General features: G+C 66.7%; 14 protein-coding genes. 7 read left to right on the forward strand and 7 right to left on the reverse strand.

Annotation, left to right across the window (positions count from 1 at the left end; translation table 11 throughout):
• Window positions 1-12 precede the first annotated feature (12 nt).
• Together RCO27_RS15390 and RCO27_RS15395 are read left to right on the forward strand one after the other, a co-directional pair.
• Window positions 13-1230: a MaoC family dehydratase N-terminal domain-containing protein gene (locus tag RCO27_RS15390; RefSeq protein ID WP_309003585.1), complete on the forward strand. Its 1218-nt coding sequence runs from the start codon at window positions 13-15 to the stop codon at window positions 1228-1230.
• Between the two features lie 62 nt (window positions 1231-1292).
• Entirely contained in the window at window positions 1293-2675 is a 1383-nt protein-coding gene (locus RCO27_RS15395; RefSeq protein ID WP_309003586.1) for an MFS transporter, read from the forward strand.
• Window positions 2676-2702: 27 nt separating this feature from the next.
• Here the strand turns inward: RCO27_RS15395 and RCO27_RS15400 are convergent, their stop codons facing one another.
• The 7 genes from RCO27_RS15400 to RCO27_RS15430 all read right to left on the reverse strand — a co-directional run bounded on the left by RCO27_RS15400 (window position 2703) and on the right by RCO27_RS15430 (window position 12168).
• Window positions 2703-5882, reverse strand: coding sequence for a CusA/CzcA family heavy metal efflux RND transporter (locus RCO27_RS15400; RefSeq protein ID WP_309003587.1), 3180 nt, complete (start codon window positions 5880-5882; stop codon window positions 2703-2705).
• Window positions 5883-5885: 3 nt separating this feature from the next.
• Entirely contained in the window at window positions 5886-7022 is a 1137-nt protein-coding gene (locus RCO27_RS15405; RefSeq protein WP_309003588.1) for an efflux RND transporter periplasmic adaptor subunit, read from the reverse strand.
• A gap of 54 nt (window positions 7023-7076) precedes the next feature.
• Window positions 7077-7409, reverse strand: a complete 333-nt coding sequence (locus RCO27_RS15410) for a hypothetical protein (RefSeq protein ID WP_309003589.1) — start codon at window positions 7407-7409, stop codon at window positions 7077-7079.
• An 85-nt stretch (window positions 7410-7494) separates the two neighbouring features.
• Entirely contained in the window at window positions 7495-8772 is a 1278-nt protein-coding gene (locus RCO27_RS15415) for an OmpW family outer membrane protein (RefSeq protein WP_309003590.1), read from the reverse strand.
• Between the two features lie 65 nt (window positions 8773-8837).
• Window positions 8838-10313, reverse strand: coding sequence for an aminotransferase class I/II-fold pyridoxal phosphate-dependent enzyme (locus tag RCO27_RS15420; RefSeq protein WP_309003591.1), 1476 nt, complete (start codon window positions 10311-10313; stop codon window positions 8838-8840).
• Between the two features lie 68 nt (window positions 10314-10381).
• Window positions 10382-10744 carry a response regulator gene (locus RCO27_RS15425; protein ID WP_309003592.1) on the reverse strand — a complete coding sequence of 121 codons (363 nt, stop codon included), beginning with the start codon at window positions 10742-10744 and terminating at the stop codon, window positions 10382-10384.
• A 23-nt stretch (window positions 10745-10767) separates the two neighbouring features.
• Entirely contained in the window at window positions 10768-12168 is a 1401-nt protein-coding gene (locus RCO27_RS15430) for a HAMP domain-containing sensor histidine kinase (RefSeq protein WP_309003593.1), read from the reverse strand.
• A 159-nt stretch (window positions 12169-12327) separates the two neighbouring features.
• On the opposite strand from RCO27_RS15430, the gene RCO27_RS15435 reads away from it, so the two are divergent.
• From RCO27_RS15435 to RCO27_RS15455, 5 genes are all read left to right on the forward strand, one after another.
• Window positions 12328-13725: an ATP-binding protein gene (locus RCO27_RS15435; RefSeq protein WP_309003594.1), complete on the forward strand. Its 1398-nt coding sequence runs from the start codon at window positions 12328-12330 to the stop codon at window positions 13723-13725.
• Between the two features lie 120 nt (window positions 13726-13845).
• On the forward strand, window positions 13846-15723 hold the full coding sequence (locus RCO27_RS15440; protein WP_309003595.1) for a response regulator: 1878 nt from the start codon (window positions 13846-13848) through the stop codon (window positions 15721-15723).
• On the forward strand, window positions 15720-16238 hold the full coding sequence (locus tag RCO27_RS15445; RefSeq protein WP_309003596.1) for a response regulator: 519 nt from the start codon (window positions 15720-15722) through the stop codon (window positions 16236-16238). The genes RCO27_RS15440 and RCO27_RS15445 overlap by 4 nt, the downstream gene beginning before the upstream one ends.
• A 68-nt stretch (window positions 16239-16306) precedes the next feature.
• Window positions 16307-17821 (forward strand): EAL domain-containing protein, encoded by a 1515-nt coding sequence (locus RCO27_RS15450; RefSeq protein WP_309003597.1) that lies wholly within the window; start codon window positions 16307-16309, stop codon window positions 17819-17821.
• 52 nt (window positions 17822-17873) lie between these two features.
• Entirely contained in the window at window positions 17874-18143 is a 270-nt protein-coding gene (locus RCO27_RS15455; protein ID WP_309003598.1) for a PilZ domain-containing protein, read from the forward strand.
• The last annotated feature ends 59 nt before the right edge of the window (window positions 18144-18202 follow it).

The following is an 18202-nucleotide window of genomic DNA, read 5'->3' on the forward strand; positions in this document are numbered from 1 at the left end:
GTGAGGAGCCAATTGACCGATGAATCGGTCGATCTGATGCGGCGCCGCATTGGCTTCTCCAATCCCACATTGCGCACCGGCGCCATCGACGATCCCTGGAATATCAAGGCGACGGATGACGCGGTGCGGCGTTATTCGCTGTGCATCGGCGACGATAACCCACTTTACTGCGACCCGGAATATGCCGCGAAATCGCGCTGGGGCCGGGTCATCGCGCCGCCCGGATTCGAAAAATCCATGGGATTGATGCGCAATGCGATTCCCGACCCGGAGGAAGACAGAGTTACCTCAAAAGCACTTCGCGGAGTCCAGCTCTATCATTCCGGTGGCGAGAATTTCTACTATGCGCCGATCGTCGAGGGCGACACGCTGCACCGCTCGCGCTTCGTGCAAACGGTCGAGGACAAGAAGTCGGAATTCTCGGGTCGCTCGGTGATCGTCACCAACGGCTTGTGCCTGTGGGACCAGAATGACGAGGTCGCGGTCGACGGAGTCGACTGGTTCATCCATGCGGAACGCCAGAATCGCGGCAAGAAGGACAAATATGTCCAGGACGAGCCCGCCTGGTACAGCGACGAGGATCTCGCGGAGATCGAGAAAGCTTACGACAGCGAATATCGCCGCGGTGCCGACACCTTGTGGTTCGAGGATGTCGTCGTCGGCACCGCGCTGCCGCGCATGGTCAAGGGGCCGCTCACCGTCACCGATCTCATCAACCTGCATATGGGTGCCGGCTGGCTGATCTACGGCAACTGGCCGAACCGGCTCGCCTACGAGAACCGCAAACGCTTGCGCGGCTTCTACACGCGTGACGAATTCAACGGCTGGGACACGCTGCAGCGCGTTCATTGGGACAAGGAGATGGCGCAGAAGGTCGGCGTGCGGATGATGTACGACATCGGCCCGGTCCGGCAGCTCTACGTCAATCACTATCTCACCAATTATGTGGGCGACGACGCCTGGATCCACCGCGTCCGCTTCGAGTTCCGCCGCTTCAACTATATGGGCGACGTCAGCTGGCTGACCGGCGAGATCACCGAGGCACGCGTCGACGAGGTGCTGGGCCCCCTCATCGAGATTCGCCTGCGCGGCACCAACCAGCGCGGTCAGGAGAATGTGCTGGGCGAGGGCACGGTGCTTCTGCCCTCGCGCAAGCATGGTCCGGTCAAGCTGCCCCAGCGCCCCGCGCCGACAAAGCATCGCGCACCCGGGCCCGAGCAGAGGAGATAGCTTTCCGGGCGTCCGCATGAAAAAAAGCGGCCGCCACGGAGCGGCCGCGCGAGGAGAGAAAGATGCAAGGCAGCGGCACGATCCCCCATCCCGATGGCGCGATGGCGGCGGCGGTCGACGACCAGGATTCGGCGGCCGCCGGCAAGCCGGAACGCGTGCCGTTCGACGCCTGGTGGATGCTGTTCGTGCTCTTTCTGCTCTACGTCGTTTCATTGTTCGACCGGCTGGTGCTCACCATGCTGGTCGAGCCGATCAAGGCCGATCTCCAGCTCACCGACGTCGAGATGAGCATCATCCTGGGGCCGGCCTTCGCGATCTTCTACGGCCTGTTCGGCTGGCCGCTGGGCTGGGCTGCCGATCGCTATCCGCGGCGCTGGGTGATCTATCTCGGCGTTACCTTCTGGTCGATCGCCGCTGCCGGCTCCGGCTTCGCGCGCTCCTTCACCGCGCTGCTTCTGTGCCGGATCGGCGTCGGTGTCGGCGAGGCCTCGCTGACCCCGTCGGCCTATGCGCTGATGGGCGACAAGTTCCCCAAGCGCCGGCTGACCACCGCCATGTCGCTCTACCAGACCGGCTCTATGGTCGGCTCCGCCTCGGCCTTCGCGATCGGCGGCCTCGCGATCGGCGCCGCGGCCCACATCGCCCACATCTCATTCCCGCTCGTCGGCCAGCTCCATCCCTGGCAGATCACCCTGATCGTGACCGGGGCGCCCTCGATCCTGCTCGCGCTGCTGGTGTTCACCTTCAGCGAGCCGCCGCGACGGCAGGCGAAGCCCGACGCCGATCCTGCGGCCCGGCGCAACTTCCTCCAGTTCGCCTGGGCGGAGCGCCAGCTGCTGCTGCCCATGGCGATCGGCTTCTCGCTGATGGTCATCGTCGGCAACAGCCTCGTCGCCTGGGTGCCGGCCTATATCGCCCGCGCGTTCCACCTGCCGCCCGAACATTACGGCCCGATCCTCGGCGTGATTAGCATCGCGACCGGCAGCACCATGGTGCTGAAGGGCTGGATCGTCGACTGGCTCTATGCGCGCGGCATGAAGGACGCGCATCTGCGCTTCTACTCCTGGCTCGTCGTCGCCTCGCTGCCGACCGCGGTGGCGACCTTCCTCGTGCCTGACGCCTTGTGGTTCCTGCTCCTCTATGGCGTGCTCCAGGTCCTCGTCATCCAGTTCGTCGTCTATGTCGCCGCAACCGTCTATTTGGTCACGCCGTCGGACCTGCGCGCCCAAACGGTTGCGGTCTTCATCTCGATCTTCAGCCTGATCGGCAACGGCCTCGGCCCCCTCTTCACCGCGATGATCACCGACTATGTGTTCCGCGACGATGCCAAGATCGGCATGTCGCTGCTCGTCATGTCGGTGATCTCGATCCCGCTCGCCTGGATCTGCCTCAGGATCGCCCTGAACGCGGTTCATGCCGCGATGGCACGGCAGGGAGGCGACTGAAGCGCAGGTCGCGCGCTTGCTTCGCCGTCAGCCATCGCACGGTCCCCGGCCGAACCGCGCGTACAGCGTCGGCAACAGGACGAGCGTCAACAGGGTCGCCGAGATCAGGCCGCCGATCACCACGGTGGCAAGCGGCTTTTGAACCTCGGCGCCGGCGCCCTGGCCCAGCGCCATCGGCACGAAGCCCAGCGAGGCGACCAGCGCCGTCATCGCCACCGGCCTGAGGCGGGCGACTGCGCCCTGCCGCGCAGCGTCGGCTCGATCTTGGCCGGCACGGACCAGGGCCTGAATCGCGCTCAGCATGACCAGCCCGTTCAGCACCGCGACGCCCGACAAGGCGATGAATCCTGCGGCCGCCGAGATGGAGAAGGGCATGCCCCTCAGCCAGAGGGCCGCGACGCCGCCGACGAGCGCCAGCGGCACGCCGGTAAAGACGATTCCCGCATCGCGCGCATTGCCGAGCGCGCCGCAGAGCAGGAGCAGGATCGCTGCGAGGCAGAGCGGAACGACCAGCGCGAGCCGTTCCCGCGCCGAGGCGAGATTCTCGAACTGGCCGCCATAGTCGAGGGAGACGCCGGCCGGCAGCCGTATGTCCCGGGCGATCCGCGCCTGCGCATCGGCCACGACGCCGGCGACGTCGCGGCCCCGGACATTGGCCTGGACGGTGATCCGGCGCTTGCCGTTCTCGCGGCTGATCTGATTGGGGCCATCGGCCACCGCGATGTCGGCGACGCTGGCGAGCGGCACGAAGCCGCCCGCGGGGAGCGGCACCGGCACCTGGGCCAGCCCGTCGAGGTCGGCACGTGCGGCCTCGTCGAGACGGATCGTCACCGGGAAGCGGCGGTCGCCTTCGAAGATCAGGCCGACGTCGCGCCCGCCGACCGCGGCCGCCACCACGTCCTGCACTGCGCCGGCAGAGAGACCGAGCCGCGCGAGCATGTCGCGCTTCGGGCGGATGTCGAGCATCGGCAGGCCTTCGATCTGCTCGACACGCACGTCGACCGCGCCTCGCGTCGCACGGAGGATCGCCGCGACGCGCTCGGCGGTCTCGGCCATCTGGGCGGGATCGTCGCCGAAGACCTTGACCGCGACGTCGCCGCGCACCCCTGCGATGAGCTCGTTGAAGCGCATCTGGATCGGCTGGCTGATCTCATAGGCCTGGCCGGGGAGCACGGCGAGCGCCGCTTCGACCCGCGCGATCAGCTCCGCACGCGGAAGGCGCGGATCGGGCCATTCGGTGCGCGGTCGCATGATGACGAATGTGTCGGAGATGTTGGGCGGCATCGGATCCGAGGCGACGTCGGCCGTGCCGGTCTTGGAGAAGACGATGCGGACCTCCGGCAAGGCGGCGAGGCGGCGTTCGACGTCGGACTGCATCGCCTGGCTCTGCTCGATCGAGGTGCCGGGCACGCGCAGCACCTGGACGGTGAGATCGCCTTCGTCGAGCCGGGGCAGGAATTCCTGCCCCAGGGTCATGAAGAGCAGGGCGCCGGCGACGACCGCCCCGGCGGCGAGGCCGATGGTCGCGCGCGGGCGCGCCATGGCGCGGTCGAGCGTCGGCTCGTAGCGGCGCTTGAGCCAGCCGACGATCCGGCCCTCCTTCTCCGCGACCGGCCGCGACAGCCAGGCGGCGACGGCGGCGGGCACGAACGTGAGCGAGAGCAGGAAGGCGAAGGCGAGCGCGATGATGACGGTGAGCGCCATCGGCGTGAAGGTCTTGCCCTCCACCCCGCTCAGCATGAGCAGCGGGACATAGACGAGGATGATGATTGCCTGGCCGTAGACCGAGGGCCGGATCATCTCGCGCGCTGCGGCGGCGACGGTCTCCAGCCGCTCCTCTCTGGTGAGTGCCCGGCCCGCGTCGTGCTGGCGCTCGGCGATGCGGCGTAGCGCATTTTCGACGATGATGACGGCGCCGTCGACGATCAGGCCGAAATCGAGCGCACCGAGGCTCATCAGATTGGCCGAGACGCCGGCGCGCAGCATGCCGAAGCCGGTGAGCAGCATCGTGATCGGGATGACGAGCGCCGCGATCAGGGCGGCGCGGACATTGCCGAGCAGCAGGAAGAGCACGACGATCACCAGCAGCGCGCCCTCGGCGAGATTGCGGGTGACGGTGGTGATCGTCGCGTTGACGAGGCCGGTGCGGTCCAGCACCGGCTCGACGATGATGTCGGTGGGGAGCGAGGCGTTGATCTCCACCAGCCGGCCAGCGACGGCGGAGGCGACCTCGCGGCTGTTCCCGCCGATCCGCATGATCGCGGTGCCGACGACCACCTCGGTGCCGTTCTCCGAGGCCGAGCCCGTGCGTAGTGCCTGGCCAGGGCGGACGGTCGCGACCTGGCCGAGCAGGACGGGGACGCCGGCACGGGTCGCGACGGGCACGCGGGCGAGATCCTCCGCGCCGGACAGGCGGGCGTCGGAGCGGACCGAAAGCCCCTCGCCATTGCGGTTGACCATGCCGGCGCCGATGCCGCGATTGTTCGCGTCGATCGCGCGGGCGAGACCGTCGAGGGTCAGGCCCGTTGCGGCGAGCCGCTGGAGATCGGGCACGACCAGATATTGCCGGGCATGGCCGCCGATCGAATCCACGCCCGCCAGGCCGGGCACCGGGCGCAGCAGGGGCGCGACGATCCAGTCCTGCGCGGTGCGCAGATAGGTGGCCCGCTCCGCCTCGGTGGCGAGATGCTCCCCCTCGGGCGTGATGTAGCTGCCGTCGGGCTGGAGGCCCGGCTGGCCGATCGCGTGGCGGTCGCCGGGGCGATGTTCCATTCGGACCGTCCACATGTAGACCTCGCCGAGGCCGGTCGCGATCGGGCCGAGGTCGACTTCTACCCCCTCCGGCAGATCGTCCTCGACGGTGCGGAGCCGCTCGGAGACCTGGGCGCGGGCGAAATAGACGTCGGTCGCGTCGGTGAAGACCGCGGTGACCTGGACGAAGCCGTTGCGGCTCAGCGAGCGTGTGCTCTCGAGCCCCGGCGTGCCGGCGAGCGCGGTCTCGATCGGGAAGGCGATCTGCGCCTCGACCAGCTCGGGGGAGAGGCCAGGGGCACGGACGTTCACCTGTACTTGGTTGTTGGTGATGTCGGGCACCGCATCGATCGGCAGGCGCACCAGAGCGGCGGCACCGATCGCAGCGGCGGCGAGGGTCAGGAGCAGCACCAGCCAGCGCCGCTCGACCGAGAAGGTGACGATCCGTCCGATCACGGCTCAATGTCCTCCATGATCGGCTTCGCCCTTGCCGAGCTCGGCCTTGAGGGTGAAGCTGCCCCGGACGGCGATCGTCTCGGTGCCGGTAAGGCCTTCCATCACCGCGACCAGCGGCCCGTCGCGCCGGCCGAGCCTGACCGGGGCGACGCGGAAGCCCTCGCGCGTGCGCACGAAGACGGCCGGGCGGTTCTCGACGGTCTGCACGGCGTCGGCGGGGATCATCAGTCCCCGCCCCGGCGCAGCCTCCCCGGTGATGCGGACGCGCGCCTGCACCGGCTCCCCGGCGCGCCACTGGCCGGCGCGATTGTCGAGATCGGCGATCACCCGGACGAGCCGCGTCTCGCCGTCGAGCACCGGCGAGACGAAGCGCACACGCGCCGCCTGACGGCGGCCGGGCGCGGCGATTTCGACCATGGCGCCCGGCCGAACCCGTGCGGCGTCGGCCGGGGGCAGCGACAGGGTGACGCTGAGGCGATCCAGATTGGCGACCCGGAACAGCTCGGTTTCGACGGCATCGGCCGCGAAGACCTGGCCGAGCACCGCGCTGCGGGCGATCACCCGCCCGGAGATGGGTGATGTGACGACGATGCGGTTGAGGCTGCCGCCGCGCACGCCGGACGCGCCGACCTGCTGGCGGGCGAGGCGCAGCGCCGTCTCGGCCTCCTCGGCGGCGGCCTGCGAGATTTCGAGCTCCCGGCGGGTGCGGAAGCCGCGATCGCTCAGCGCCTGATCCCGCGCCAGCGTCGCCCGCGCGAGGTTGGCGCGGGTGCGGGTGCGCTCGACCTCTGCCTGGAGCGCGGCAGCGGCCCGACTCTCGATCACCGCCAGCGTCTCGCCGCGGCGCACCGGGTCGCCGAGGTTGCGGGTGAGGCCCACGATCCGCCCCTCGAGCGGGGCGGCGACGATGCGGGTCGCGTCGGGATCGCTCTCGAGCAGGGCCGGCGCCTCGATCGCCGCGCCGGCGCCGGCGGTGGTTGGCTGGGTGAGGGTGATGCCGGCGGCGGCGATTTGATCCGCGTTCAGCGCGATCGCGCCTTCGGCGTGGCTTTCGGCGGATTCATTCTCCGGTGCCGGTGCGGGATCTCCGCAGCCGGCCACGAGCAGCGCGGCGCAGAGCGCCGCAATCGAACGGAACATGGATAGGAACTCCTGACGATGGACAGGCGCGCGGAAGGGGCGCGGGCGTCGTCGTCAGGCGATGGGTGGGCGAAGCAGCGAAGCCGGCGGGCCGGATGCGCGCGCAACGTCAGTTGCCGGGCGCGGGACATCGGCCCGGCCGAAGCCGGCCGGTCGCGAGGCCTTCAATGGCGCGGCCAGATCGTGTCCATGGCAGGAATTGTGGTGATGCGGATAGCCCTTGTCGGTGTCGGCGGGCACCTCGTCATGATCCCCGTCGGCGTGCAGCCACTCGGTCGCCGCCGTCACCTCACCGTTTCCGGCGAGCTCCGCGGCATGCGCGACCGCGCCGGTCGCCAAGCCGGCAAAGAGGCAAAAGGCCAGGATCAGGTCGAACAGCCGACGCATCGATTTCACGCCTAGCGCAAAAGCGAGTCGCAATTAAACCCCTGCCGTCATCGCGAGGACGTCGGCGACGGCGACAGGCGGCCGGTCAGAACCTGACCGCTGCGCCGGCAGTGAACGCCCAGGGATCGAGCCGCGTCTCGCCGACGACGGGCAGCCCGTTGAAGGTACCGGTCGCGGTGGGCCGGAGCATCGCCTTCTTCGCTTCCACGAACAGGCTCCAGCGCTGCGAGATCATGACGTCGGCGCCGGCTTCGAACGCCCAGCCGAGATCATTCTCGACCTCCAGATCCTGGAAGGCGCCGTCTTCGGTGTCGAAGACAACCATGTAGGAGAGGCCGACGCCGAGCCAGGGCCGGATGCGGCCGTGCCGGAGCGGATGATATTGGGCGGTCAGCGCCATCGGACCGTAGGTGACCCGGCCGAGTTTCGGCAGCGCGCCGATCGAGCCGCCGCCATAGACGTCGATCGTCGGCGGGATGCCGAGCGTCGCGTTGATCGCGAAGTGTGGCACCACGAAATAGCCGATCTGCACGGTCGGCGTGTGATGCTCGAAGGTCGACAGGTCCGCGCCCGCGAACGGCGCGCCGCCGACCGACAGGTCGACGCGGTCGGCGAGCGACAGGGTGGTGATGCCGCCGCGGATCGTCCAGCGCGACGTGTCGGGACCGATCGGCGCGCCGGTCTCGCTATCCGGCCGGCCGAAGCGTACGAGGGCGCCGGCCTGAATGGTCAGCGGATCGAGCTCGGCGCGGGCATTGACCTGCGCGAAATTGGTGAAGGTCGCATCAAGCGGCAGCAGCCCGGAGGCGTTGGTGTGGTACCACGCCTTGCGGACCGAGGCGAACAGGCCCCAGCGGCGCGTCACGTTGAACTCGATGCCGCCCTCGACATAGGGGCCGTGGGCGCTCGGGATGTTGAGGTTGACGCCGAGCCCGTCGCGCTCCTGGGTGGTGAACTGCACCTGCAGGCCGCCGGCGACATAGGGCGAGACCTGGCCGCGGAACGGCTGCACGCGCGCGCCGATTGTCGCCAGCACGAACTCGTCGTCGCCGAGATTGGGCGTGCCGGCGAGGCTGCCCGCGGGGATGTTGTTGGTCGTCGCGGGCGTCGAGATCGAGGCGTCGATGCCGACGCCGGTGATCGGGAACCAGGTGGCGGAGAGCGTGCCGTGATAGGTGTCGCGGGTGCGGTATCCGGCGGTCGGATCGACCACGCCGTTGACCCGGATCTCGCCGCCGTCGACCAGCTTGGTGCGCGAGGCCGCGGCGCGGACGACGATGTCGCCGGCTTCCTGGGCCAAAGCCGGCTGCGCGGCGAGGGCAACGGCGCCGAACGAGGCGAGCGCAACGAACTTGTGCATCATGCGAACTTCCTTTTGTTCGGGCCGTCGATACCCGAACGAAGTAAATGCGGCGTAAATGGTAAACGTCAGGCCGCAGCGGCCGAGCGCGAACGGCGACGGCGCTCGTTGGCCGGGATTGGCGGTTTGCGTACGGCATCGTCCATGGCCGGGCCGGCAACCTGCACGGATTCCCGCGCAGGCCGGCGTGGCAGCGGCCGGGCTTCATCCAGCGTCGCCAGGCTGATCGCGCCCGATTGCAGCAGCTGGAGATCTTCGGTCGCGTCGGAGGTGGCCGCCGACAGGCGATGGACCGCGTCCAGGATGTCGTGCTGGCTGTGCCTGGCCATGACCTGCAGGCGGAAGCGCGCCTGGCCCTTCGGCACGGCCGGGAATTCCACGAGATTGGCGAGCATGCCCAGCGCCGGGAGGCGGCGGCTGGCGAGGCGGGCCAGCGCCTCGGTGCCCATCTTGACGCAGACGATTGCCGAGGGATCGCCATAGGTTTCGAGGTCGCAGCCGCCGAGCAGACTGCGCAGCATCTGGATGTTGGCCATCAGCTCGCCGCGCAGCTTCGCGCCTTCGGCCGAGCTCACGATGTCGAACGCCTTGCCGACGATCGCCGCGCTGGCCGGCGACAGGGCGTTCGAGAAGGTGTTCGGCGAGCTGAAGTAGCGCATATACTCCTTCACGCTCCGGCCGCGGGCGGCGACGAAGCCGCCGTTCGAGGCGAAGGTCTTGGAGAAGCTGCCCATCACCACGTCGACCTTGCCGAGCATGTCCTGGATCTCGATGAAGCCGCGCCCCGTGGGCCCGAGATTGCCGAGATCGTGGGCGACGTCGACGAGCAGGGTGGCGCCATATTCGTGCGCGAGCTCCTGCAGGGCTCGGATGTCGGGCGTGTCCGAATCCATCGAGAACAGGCTCTCGGTGACGATCAGGATGCCGTTCTCGGTGTCGGTCGAGCGGATCTTGGCGAGCTTCTCGCGCGCGCCCTCGATCTGGTTGTGGCGGAAGAGGTGGATGTTGCGCGTCGCGGCTTGCGCGCCTTCCTGGAGGCAGGCGTGGCTCAGCGCGTCCATGACGATATAGTCGTTGGGCCGCACCAGGCCCTTGATCACGCCGAAGCCTGCCGCCCAGCCGGTCGGGAACAGCGCGACATGATCATAACCGAGGAACTCGGCGATCTTGTCCTCGAGCGCGATCGACAGCGACGTGTTGCCGACCAGTGCGGGCGAGCCTGCGCTGTGCACGCCATATTCGCGCATCGCCTCGATCGCGGTCTCCAGGATCACCGGATGCGAGTTGAGGCTGAGATAATCCTGGCTGGCGAAGTTCACACCCTCGAACAGCGCACCCTCGTCGGTGCGGGCGCTGCAGCGGCTGAAGGCGCCGTGCTCGGTCGAGCGGCCCAGCGGCCAGACGCCGGCGGCACGACGGATCTGCTGCCAATCGTAGAAGGCAGACACGCGGGCGAGCAGGTCGGTGCCGGGCAGATAGCGGAAGTCCCGCATGCTGCCTTCGAGCGCATCGAATTTCGGTGCGTTGTCGTCGATTCCGGTCATGAGGCCCCACTGCCTGCCAATGATGGAGAGCTAGCGCGCAAGCGATAAGGTTTGCGCATCAGCCATGGTTAACGGGTGTGAAATTCGATCTTCTCGAGCAGCTGCGGCAGCGCGACAGGCTTGGTCTCGAAGTCGACGCAGCCGACTTCGATGCTCTTGAGGCGATCGCTCTGCAGCGCGTGCGCGGTGAGCGCGATCACCGGAATCCCGGCGGTGGTCGGGTTGCTGCGGATCGCCGAGGTCGCCTCCCAGCCATCCATCTCGCCCAGCGCCACGTCCATCAGGATGATGTCCGGCATTTCGGATGAAGCCATCGCGATCCCCTCCGGTCCGTCGACGGCGCACGCGACCTCATAGCCTTTGCGCTCGAGCCGACGCGCCAGCATGTCGCGGTTCATTTCATTGTCCTCGACAATCAGGATCTTGGTCATGGATGGAATCCCTGTGAGATCGCTCAGGCGGCCAGCTCGGACTGGGCCGGCGAGAGATCCGGAATGAGCAGCAGCGCGGCGGGGCTGCCGTCGGTAGCGGTCACCGGCGCGATGACGCCGCCCAGCAGCTGGGCGAGCTTGAACGCGAGGGCGATCTCGATGCCGGTCGCGCCATATTTGGTCGGCGAGGCGTCGTCGCTGTGCTCGAACATCTCCTGCATGATGGTGATCGGACGGGCGACGCCGTCGCCGGCACGATCGACGAACAGGACTTCAAGCGACCGGTCCGGCGACTGCCTCATGGAAATCGCGAGCTTGCCGGCCTGGTTCTGACTGGCGATCCCGGCGACGAGATGCTTGATCGTCGCGCCGACCGCGCGCCAATCGGTTTGAAGCTCGCAGATCCGGTCCGGTGCCGAGAGTTCGATCGCATAAGCGTCTCGCGCCGGCATCTCGCCGATTTCGCGCCGCCAGCTGTCGATATGGTTGGCGGCGCGGTCGAGGGTCGAATTGAGCGGCATCTTGCCGGCCTCGATCCGGGAATAAGCGAGAATATCGTCGATCAGCCGCAGCAGGTCTGAGCCGGCCTTGTGCACATGTTTGAGATCGGCGAGGGTGGCATTGTCCTGCTCCTCTTCGGCCTCCTCGAGCAGCAGCTGGCTGTAGCCGATGATGGCATTGAGGGGCGTGCGCAGCTCATGGCTCATGCCGGCGACGAAATCCGCCTTCGCCGCGCTGGCCTGATAGGCCGCGGCGGTCAGATTGCGCAGATTGTCCGAGGTGGACACCAGTGAATTGAGCTCGCGCGAGAACTCCCTCTGCTCATGGAACATCTTGGCGAAATAGAGCGACATCATCGCAAAGTAGATCGCGACCGAGGCCATCGAGATCATGCCGATCACCTGCAGCCGGTCGACATCGACGGGCGGCAACGGCCAGCCGCTGAAGCAGAGAGCGAGGAAGATCGCCACGCTGCCGAAGATCTGCGCGAGCAGGATGTTCCGGACCGCGCCTTTGGGCGGAAGGTACAGGAAGGCCAGCAACGGGAAGATCAGGATCCAGGGCAGGAACGGCGATGCCGTGCCGCCATAGGCATAGCAGGCCCACAGGACGCAGAAGGTCAGGTTCTGGACCGAGAGAAAGGCGATGAGCTGGTAACGCCCGGTCCTGCGCAGCGCGAATGGGTAGATCCAGAACATCACGATCGACGCGAAGAAGACGACCAGCCGGTAGTCCCGCGAGATGCCGGTCACCGCCATGTAGAGCGGGATCGTGTTGCCGAGGATCGGACCGAAGACATGGCTGATCATGAACATGCGGGCGCGCCGATGCGTCTCGGCATTCACCTGCATCTCGGCAGGAATGAAATAGTCGAGCAGATTGCTGAGCCGGAACCCGTCCGGCAGCAACTTCGCAAGTGACATTATCAGACCCATGCGGTTGCCCGCCCCCCACAGATACCGGTACCCCAATGGAGCCCGGCTGCGGTTTCTACCGAAAGGTGATTAAGACGCCGTAAAGCGTGTCATTCGCCAAATCTTAAGCATCCATGGCTACCCAGTTCGGCACCTCGGGGGAGCCGCATGCAAAAGTCGATCTACCGATTCATCGATTGGTTCATCCCGCCGGCGATCCGGGAAACCGAGTCGGACCGGTTGATGACGCGCACCTTCGTGCTGCTGCATCTGCTCGGCCCGGTCATGGGCCACAGCGTCACCTATTTCCTGTGGCAGGCATCGGCCGGCGCGGTCTGGCAATTCTGGGCGACCGAGGCCATCGTCGTCAGCTTCCTCGCAATTCCGTTGCTGCTGCGCTTCGGAGGAAGCCTCCGTCTCGCCGCGATGGTCAGCGTGCAGGTGCTGGTCGGATTGAGCCTGTTCGGCTCCTTCTTCTTCGGCGGCATCAGCTCGCCGCTTCTGCCCTGGTTCCTGATCGCGATGGTGCTGGGCTTCTTCTACCTCGCCGATTCCATCAAGGTGACCCTGGCCGGAGTCGCGCTGCAGCTTATCTGCTTCGTCACCGCCCGGATTGCATTCGGCGACTTTCCGGATCTGCTCGCAACCGACAGCCTGAAGCTCGCCAACACCTTCTCGATCCTGGCCGCGCTTGCCTACATGACAATGTTGTGCCTCTATTATGAGACCGTCATGCGGATCAGTCTCAGCCTCGAGCAGGAGACGATCGATCAGCGTGGCCGGCTCGAATTGCTGCGCGAGGCGATGGAAACCGCGGAGCTCGCCAGCAAGCGCAAGTCTATCTTCCTCGCGAAGATGAGCCACGAACTGCGCACGCCGCTCAATGCGGTGATCGGCTATGCGGAAATCCTGCGGGAGAATTTCGAGGACCAACCCAATGCCAGTCGCAAGATGCAGGACCTGGATCGCATCCATGCGGCCGGGCGCCATCTGCTGGCGCTGGTCACGGACGTGATCGATCTGTCCTCGATCGAGGCCAATCGCGTCGAGCTTTCGACGCAGCCGGTCGTCCTCAAATCCTTGATCGACGAAGTGATCGCCACTGCCTCGCCGCTGGTCAGCAAGCGCGACAACCGCATGGTCGTCAACATGCCGGAGGATCTCGGCACGCTCGATCTCGACGCGCTCAAGGTTCGCCAGTCGCTGCTCAACCTGCTCAGCAATGCGGCCAAGTTCACCACCAAGGGCACGATCATGCTGACCGTGCTGAGGCGCCCGAGCGATCGTGGCGACCGGCTCATGCTCGAAGTGACCGACAACGGCATCGGCATTTCTCCGGAAGGTCTTCGCCGAATCTTCGAGACCTTCGGGCAGGCCGAGAACGACACGGTCAGCCGCTTTGGTGGCACGGGGCTCGGCCTCGCGCTCACCAAACGCTTTTGTCAGATGATGGGGGGTACCATCGAGGTGCGCTCGGAACGCGGTGTCGGCACCAGCTTTACAATGGAAATTCCGATGATCGCGGGCAGGGGAGCCGGCGACAAGCCGGTGCCGCAGGCTGCCTGAGCGTGCACACGATGACCGGGGACGATGAGTAACGACATGAATCACGATGTGCGTAGTCGCGACGAATTTGCCGAGGCATCCGCATTGCGACAGGCCGCGCGCCGCTCCCTGACGCGGGCGATGCGGAAGTCGCTTTACGGCGTGCTGCTCGTGATGGGCATCACCGGTGCGATCGGCCTGGCGCTCGTCGACTCTTTCCTGCAGCCGGTTGCAATCATCGTGGCCGGCATGTTGGCGGCGGGCACGATCATGGGCCTGGCACTCGCCCGCCCCTTGGCGGAGGCGCTCGCGCGCTTGCTTGCCCAGCCGGTCGAGCTGCTGCTCGCGCAGCCCGGAATCCTGCGCGACGTCGGGTCCGAGAAGTTCAACTGGAGCCGCGGGCAGGCGCTCAATCCCGCGGAGATCGAAGCGGACCTTGCACTGCTCAGTCGCGAAATGCGTCGGGTTGCGCGTCAGTCGCGCGACGCGATGCTGGAGCTCGAAAATGCACGCGAGCAGGCGAACCAGCAGAACCTCGCCAAGTCCCAATTCCTGGCGAAGATGAGCCACGAGCTCCGGACTCCGCTCAACGCCATTCTCGGTTATGCGATGCTCCTCCAGGAGGACGCGACCGAGGCCGGCAACAACTCGGCCGTTGCCGATCTGGAGCGGATTCAGCTCGCCGGGCGCAATCTGCTCACCGTGATCAATGACATTCTCGATCTCGCGAGGATCGAGGCCGGCAAGACGATGCTGGACCGTGGCGTCATCGATGTCCGTGCCTTGGCCGAAGCGGCCGTCGCCGCCTGCCCCGCCGACCAGCGCAACGGCAACAGCTTCGAGCTCACGCTGTCGGAAGATGTCGGCATCATGATCGGCGATGCGAGCAAGGTACGGCAATGCCTGCTCAACCTGCTCAGCAACGCCTTCAAGTTCACCCGAAAGGGAAGCGTGGCGCTGTCGGTGGAGCCGCTGATGCGCGGCGGCGCGCCGGGCATCAGCTTTACCGTGCACGATACGGGCATCGGCATCGATGCCGCGCATCTCGAAAGCCTTTTCGAAGCGTTCAGCCAGGTGGAAGCGGGTCCGTCGCGCCGGTTCGGCGGCACCGGTCTCGGCCTCGCCATCACCCGACGGCTGGCCCGCATGATGGGCGGCGACTGCGTCGTTGAAAGCGTCAAGGGCGAGGGATCCACCTTCCGCCTGCACCTTCCCCTCAGCCCTCCGGGAGACAGTCAGGCCGATGAGGGGCGGCCGACAGTCGCTGCCCTTCGTCCTTTGCCGGTCCGGACCTCGGAGCGCAGCGCGCTGATCGTCGACGATGACGAGGCCGCGATCGATCTCATGCAGCGATGGCTCGAGCGCATGGGCTATGATGTCTTCGCGGCGCTGGATGGCGAAACCGGCCTCGAGCTCGCCCGCGAGCATCGGCCGAATCTCATCCTCCTCGATGCGCTGCTGCCCGGCTGCTCCGGCTATGATGTCCTGACCGAGCTGCGTGCCGATCCCGAATTCGGCCTGACGCCGGTCATTCTGATCACCGTAGACGATGATCGGGCCCGGGGGCTCGAAGCAGGGGCGTCCGACTATCTGCGCAAGCCGCTGACCGAAAGCCAGCTGCGCGCGGTGACCCAGGTCTATCGCGCCCGGGCGAATGGCGAGATCCTGGTCATCGACGATGACGACGATGCGGCCGAGCTGATCAAGCGCAGCGTCGAGCAGGCCGGCTTTTCCACGCGCCGCGCCAATGACGGCCTGCAGGGCATCGAGATGGCATCCGATGTCCGCCCAGCCGCGATCGTGCTCGATCTCGCCATGCCCGGTCTCGATGGGTTTGGCGTCATCGAGCGTCTGGCGGCAAACGAAACGCTGGTGGATGTTCCGCTGATCGTCGTGTCCGGATGCGAGATCAGTCTCAGTCAGCATCGCACCCTGGCTGCCGCGGGTCACCGCTTCTTCACCAAGGGAGCCTCGACGCCGCGGGAAATTGCCGAATCGCTTCGGGAGATGGTGGCATGAACGCGCCCGAGGCCCGGCAGGGCACCCAGAAGCTGATCCTGATCGTCGACGACATCGAGGACAATCGCCTGCTGCTCGATCGCGGTCTGCAGAGCAGCGGCTACGCGACGGTCATGGCGGAAAGCGGCCGCGAGGCGCTTTCGATCATCTCGAAGCGGCTGCCGGACATGGTCCTGCTCGATTGGATGATGCCGCAGCTTTCCGGGCTCGACACCCTGCGCGCGATCCGCGAGCTCTATTCCAGCTCCAAGCTGCCAGTGATCATGTGCACCGCGATCGGGGAGGAAATGTCGGTGGTTGCGGCGATCAATGCCGGCGCCAGTGACTATGTCACCAAGCCGATCAGCCTGCCGATCCTGCGTGCCCGCATGGCTGCCCATTTCGAGCAGCGCGCCGTCATCGACACGCTCGACACTGCCAAGGATGCGGCCGAGCGCAAGCTGGGCGAGCAAACCCGCGCCATCTTCGGCCATGACCGGTTGCCTTCGATGCGTTCCAAATGGGCTGATTCATGATTCGGCAGGCCTCGCGACCCAAAGACTGGCAAACCGCGCTTCGGGTCGGCGCATTCGCGACCGCCGGAGTGAGTTCGGCAGCCTGTGTCGTCGCCTACGCTCTTGGCCTGACACCGGTCCCCGCGTGGCTGGCCCTGGCGATTGCCTGCCTGGCACTGGTCGTTCCGATCGTTGCGCTCGTCCAGCTGCGCCAGGGGCGCGAGCGTTGCGACGCCATCGCCGGCGAGCGCGACGAGCTTCGTCTACGGCTCGACTGCGACCCGCTGACCAATCTGATGAACCGGTCCGCCTTCAACCGCGCGCTCGACGATCTGGCGAACATCCGCTCCGGTTCCGGCAACATCATCATCCTGTTCTTTGATCTCGACCGATTCAAGGACGTGAACGACTCGCTCGGCCACAAGGTGGGCGACCATCTCCTCATCGAGGTGGCGCGCCGCGCCGGGACGGTGCTGGAGGGCGCGAGCGCTTTCGCGCGGCTTGGCGGTGACGAGTTCGCCGCGATCGTCCCCTGCAATGCGGTCAAGCGGCCGGAAGACTATGGCCACGCCATCGTCGAGGTCATGAACGAGCCGTTCCTGATCGATGGGCGGACTGTCGATGTCGCCGCTTCGGTGGGGATCGCGGTCGGTGATACGCTGCTCGATGATGGCCACGAGCTGCTGCGCCGGGCCGACGTCGCCATGTACGAGGCCAAAGGTGCGCCGCGCGGCGGCTGCCGCGTCTACGACGACATGCTGAGCGGGCGCCAGATCCGCGAAAGCTCGATCCGGATCGAGCTCGGCAAATCGATGATCGAGCAGGCGTTCGAGCTGCATTACCAGCCGATCGTCGATGCCCGCACCGGACGTTTCAGCAGCGCCGAAGCGCTGTTGCGGTCCCAGTCGCCGATGCTCAGCGACGTGACGACCTCGACGCTGATTTCGATCGCCGAAGCGAGCGGGCAGATCATGCCGCTCACCGAATGGACGCTGGATGCCGCGCTCGGCGCCATCCAGGAACTCGAGACCTCGTCGATCGCGGTCAACGTGTCGCCGATCTATTTCCGGCAGCCGGACTTCGTTCACCGCATCTTCGACAAGCTGCTCGTGTCGCGAACCCGGCCGGAGCTGCTGACGGTCGAGGTGACCGAGGGCGTGCTGATCGCCGACATCGCCGCCGCGCGCCATTCGATCTCCCGACTGCGCGAGATCGGCATCAAGGTCTACCTCGACGATTTCGGCACCGGCTATTCGTCGCTCAGCTATCTTCAGCACTTCGAGCTGGACGGGCTGAAGCTCGACAAATCGTTCCTCCGCGAAGTCGGCGACAAGCGCAAGGCCACGCAGATCATCCGCTCGATCATCGATTTCGGGCACAGCCTCGACATGCGGGTCGTCGTCGAGGGGGTGGAGAGCGACTGGCAGGCGCGGCTGCTGCAGCTGCTCGGCTGCGATTTCCTGCAGGGCTATGAGCTGGGCGTGCCGATGCCTCTGGAGGAGCTTCGCGAACTGCGTGACCGGTCGCTGCTGGGGCAGCCGACGCAGGCGGAGCTTTCCGAATGGAACAAGGAACGGCTGCATCTCCAGACGGCCGCAAACTGATGCACGCCTCGTTCGCCATGGATTTGTGTTCAGATCGCCGCGGGAGGATCCGATGGGTGCGCTGAAGGCCGAAAGTCCGACTTACGCGCAGCGTCCGGAGCGCTGGGAATGCCGCGCCGACATCGTCGTGGCGGACGATTGCGGTCGCGAGCTCATTGGCCGCCTCGCCAACATCTCGGAGGGCGGCTTCATGGCCGAGTGTGAGGAGAAGATCCCCAAGGGATCGATCGTCGAGGTTTGCCTTCCCGATCGCGGCCGCGTCCGCGCCGAGGTGCGGTGGGTACTCGGTTGGCGGTTCGGCGCGATGATACTGCCATCATAGCCTACGGCACGAGCGACCGTGCGCGGATATGTGGCTAACAAGCGGCTTGCTTCTCGAGC

This window comes from Sphingosinicella sp. LHD-64 (assembly GCF_031157375.1).
Classification (GTDB): domain Bacteria; phylum Pseudomonadota; class Alphaproteobacteria; order Sphingomonadales; family Sphingomonadaceae; genus Allosphingosinicella.